At 71.8% G+C, this 3534-nt stretch carries 4 protein-coding genes; all 4 read right to left on the minus strand.

Features of this window, described 5'->3' with window-relative positions:
- The coding region (locus PSH25_RS28760) for a hypothetical protein (RefSeq protein WP_238662018.1) at positions 1 to 312 on the minus strand (312 nt) is incomplete at its 3' end.
- A gap of 237 nt (positions 313 to 549) precedes the next feature.
- On the minus strand, positions 550 to 1020 hold the full coding sequence (locus PSH25_RS28765; protein WP_238662019.1) for a GNAT family N-acetyltransferase: 471 nt from the start codon (positions 1018 to 1020) through the stop codon (positions 550 to 552).
- 124 nt (positions 1021 to 1144) lie between these two features.
- Positions 1145 to 1912, minus strand: coding sequence for a 4-hydroxy-tetrahydrodipicolinate reductase (dapB, locus tag PSH25_RS28770; RefSeq protein WP_238662020.1), 768 nt, complete (start codon positions 1910 to 1912; stop codon positions 1145 to 1147).
- 107 nt (positions 1913 to 2019) lie between these two features.
- A complete protein-coding gene (locus tag PSH25_RS28775) occupies positions 2020 to 3417 on the minus strand; it encodes a M16 family metallopeptidase (protein WP_238662021.1) in 1398 nt (465 codons plus the stop codon).
- Between the last annotated feature and the right edge of the window lie 117 nt (positions 3418 to 3534).

Genomic DNA, 3534 nt, shown 5'->3' on the forward strand with positions numbered 1-3534 from the left:
TTTGCTGTGCCGACCTGACCGGGTAGAGCCTCGGGCCGGCCGACGGCGTGGGCCGCGGCGGGCGCGGTGCTGCTGCTCCAGGCCGCCACGGGGCTCTACCCGGACGTACCGGGCGGCACGGTCCGACTGGCGCCCCTGGCGGGAGCAGAGTTGGGTGCCGTAGGGGTCGACGGCCTCCGCGTGGCCAACAGTCCGGTGCACGTCACGGTCGACCGCACCGGCGAAGCCACCGTCACCGGCCTCCCCACCCCGCTGACCCCAACCCCAGCCGTCCCCACCCAACGCCGCCCCACAACCCAACCTCTCCCCCACTAATCCCCAACCCCGCCCCGCCCCGCCCCACCTCGCCCCGCCCCGCCCCGCCCCGCCCCGCCCGTCGATCATGAAGTTGTGGTGGGCGGTAGCTCCATATGCGCCCCTTATGCGGGGCACCACAACTCCATGATCGACACAGGCCAGGCTGGACGCCCCGGCGATCTTGCAGTTTCGGCTGTCCAGATGGGTCGAATGTTCGTTATGTCGCTGCAGAAAGTGCAAGATCGCGAGGGCTCAGGGGGTTCGTTCGGCGATCAGCTCGTCGTCGTCCACCGCGCCGGTGGGGCGGAAGCCCAGGGAGGTGTAGAGGGCGGCGGCCGGGGTGTTGTCGGGGTGGTACGAGAGGCGGACCGGGGGGTTGCCGTCCCGGGCCGCCAGCCAAGGGGCCAGCGTCTGCACGGTGGCCCGGCCGACGCCCCGGCCCTGCTCGGCGGCATCGATCAGCATGCCGCCGATCCAGTGCGAGCCGTCGTCGTCCACGCCCCACATGACGTGGCCGACGACGGTCTCGTCGGCGTACACCGCGAGCGAGTTCCACACCTCGGAGCGCATGCTGAGCAGCAGGTAACGGGCCCCCAGCGCGGCCACGAACCGGCGCTGGTCGTCGCGCGGGGCGACGTCGGCCACCGCCCGCCAGTTGTCGTCGTCGACCGGCCGCAGCGTCACTCGCCGCCCGACCCGGTCCAGGTGTCCCCCGTTGATCATCCGCCGGATGCTACCCGAGCTGGGGATTCAGATCGTGGACAGTTTCCGTTGGCGCTGAACGGAAACTGTCCATGATCTGCCGCTGGCGACCAGCATCGTGGCCGCGTGGCGGAGGAACGGACCGTCAGTCGAGCAGGGCGTCCAGGCCGACGGTGAGGCCGGGGCGGTTGCGCACGGCGCGGACGGCCAGCAGCACACCCGGCATGAACGACACCCGGTCGTACGAGTCGTGCCGGATGGTCAGCGTCTCGCCGGTGCCGCCGAAGAGCACCTCCTGGTGGGCGACCAGGCCGGTGGCGCGCACCGCGTGCACGCGTACCCCGTCGATGTCGGCGCCACGCGCACCCGGCACCTCGTCCCTGGTGGCGTCCGGCACCGGGCCGAGGCCGGCCTCGGCGCGGGCCCGGGCGATCTGCCGGGCGGTGTGGGTGGCGGTGCCGCTCGGGGCGTCCAGCTTGCGCGGGTGGTGCTGCTCGATGATCTCGACGGACTCGAAGTGTCGGGCGGCGCGCGCGGCGAACTGCATCATCAGCACCGCGCCGATGCCGAAGTTCGGGGCGATGACCACGCCCACCTCGGGCTTGTCGGCCAACCAGCCGCGCACCTGCTCCAGCCGCTGCTCGGTGAAGCCGGTCGTGCCGACCACCGCGCTGATGCCCTGCTCGATGCACCATTGGAGGTTGTCCATGACGACGTCCGGCGTGGTGAAGTCGACGACCACCTCGGCGGTGGACGCGGCGGAGCGGCTGTCGCCCTGGTCGATCGCCGCCACCAGGTCGAGATCGTCGGCGGCGTCGACCGCCTTGCACACCTCGATGCCCATCCGGCCGCGCGCACCAAACACGCCGACCCGCAGCTGCTGGGCCGGGGTCTTTCCCTGCTGGTCAGTCACGGGGCACAACCTATCCCAATCGGGACGGGCCCTTCCGGCCGGATCCGCTGTGCTCCACCGGCCGGGACGCCCGACCGGGGTGCCTCGACCAGGCCGGGCGGCAGACCTCAGACCGCGAAGTCGCCAGCGGCGAACGGGCCTACCACGGCCAGCGACATCGGGCGGCTGAGCAGCTCGGCGGCGAGGACGTTCACGTCCTCCACGGTGACCTCGTCGACGCGGCGGAGCAGTTCGTCGACCGGCATCAGGTCGCCGTAGAGCAGCTCACCCTTGGCCAGCCGGCTCATCCGGGAACCGGTGTCCTCCAGGCCGAGCACGAAGGAGCCCTTGCTCATCCCCTTGCCCCGGGCCACCTCGGCCTCGGTCAACCCTTCCGCGGCCACCCGGGCCAGCTCGGCGCGGGTCAGGGCCAGCACCTCGTCCACCTTGCCCGGCGCACAGCCGGCGTAGACGGCGAACAGGCCGGTGTCGGCGTACTGGCTGGCGTAGGAGTAGACCGAGTACGCGAGACCGCGCTGCTCGCGGATCTCCTGGAACAGGCGGCTGGACATGCCGCCGCCGAGCACGTTGTTGAGCACCCCGAGGGCGAACCGTCGATCGTCGAGCCGGTCGATGCCGGGGCAGCCGATGATGACGTGCGCCTGCTCGGTCTCCTTCGGCTCCACCAGGGTGGTCGCCGGCTTGGTGCGTACCGCCGGCGTCGCCGCGCGGTGCGGCGCCGGGCTGGCCGGGTCGCTGTCCAGTGGGGTGCCGCGCACCGCCTGCCGGACCAGCTTGACCACCGCGGCGTGGTCGAGGTTGCCGGCGGCGGCGATGACGATCTGCGGCGCGGTGTAGCGACCCCGGTAGAAGCTCTGGATCTGCCGGCGGGTCATCGGCGTGACGGTCTCCGCGGTGCCGGAGATCAGCCGACCCAGCGGGTGATCGCCGTAGACAGCCTGGACGAAGAGGTCGTGCACCTCGTCACCGGGCTCGTCGTCGTGCATGGCGATCTCCTCCAGGATCACGCCACGCTCCGTCTCGACGTCGGCCGGCTCCAACAGCGAGTCGGCGACCAGATCGCACATCACGTCGATCGCCAGCGGCAGGTCCTCGTCCAGCACGCGGGCGTAGTAGCAGGTGTATTCCTTCGTGGTGAAGGCGTTGGTCTCACCACCCACCGCCTCGATCTGCGAGGAGATCTCCAGTGCGGTGCGCTTGTGGGTGCCCTTGAAGAGCAGGTGCTCGAGGAAGTGCGCGGCACCGGCCTGCGGGCCGGTCTCGTCGCGCGAGCCGACCGCCACCCAGATGCCGAACGAGACGCTGCGCATCGCCGGAATCGCCTCGGTGAGGACGCGCAGGCCGCTGGGCAGCACGGTACGTCGTACCGTGCCGCCCAGCGGGTCGTCGCTGAGCGTCCGGGTCACCGCGCGGGCGGTGCCGCCGGAGCGGCCCGCCCCGGTGTCCCGAGACGGGGCCACCCCCCGTCGATCCGGTGGAAACGGCGCGCTGATGGCCCGACTCACGACTTGCTCCCGGTTCGACGAGGGGTGGGTGATGCTGGGTACGACGGTCAGCTGTGCCGGGTCCGACGACGCGGACGCTCGCCGCCCTCGCCACCCTCGCCGCCGCCGCCGTTGCCG

The sequence above is a fragment of the Micromonospora foliorum genome, from assembly GCF_022229015.1.
GTDB lineage: Bacteria > Actinomycetota > Actinomycetes > Mycobacteriales > Micromonosporaceae > Micromonospora > Micromonospora foliorum.

Coding starts and splice junctions, on each gene's coding strand:
- PSH25_RS28765 (WP_238662019.1), bottom strand. CDS start 1,020: ATGATCAACGGGGGACACCTGGACCGGGTCGGGCGGCGAGTGACGCTG.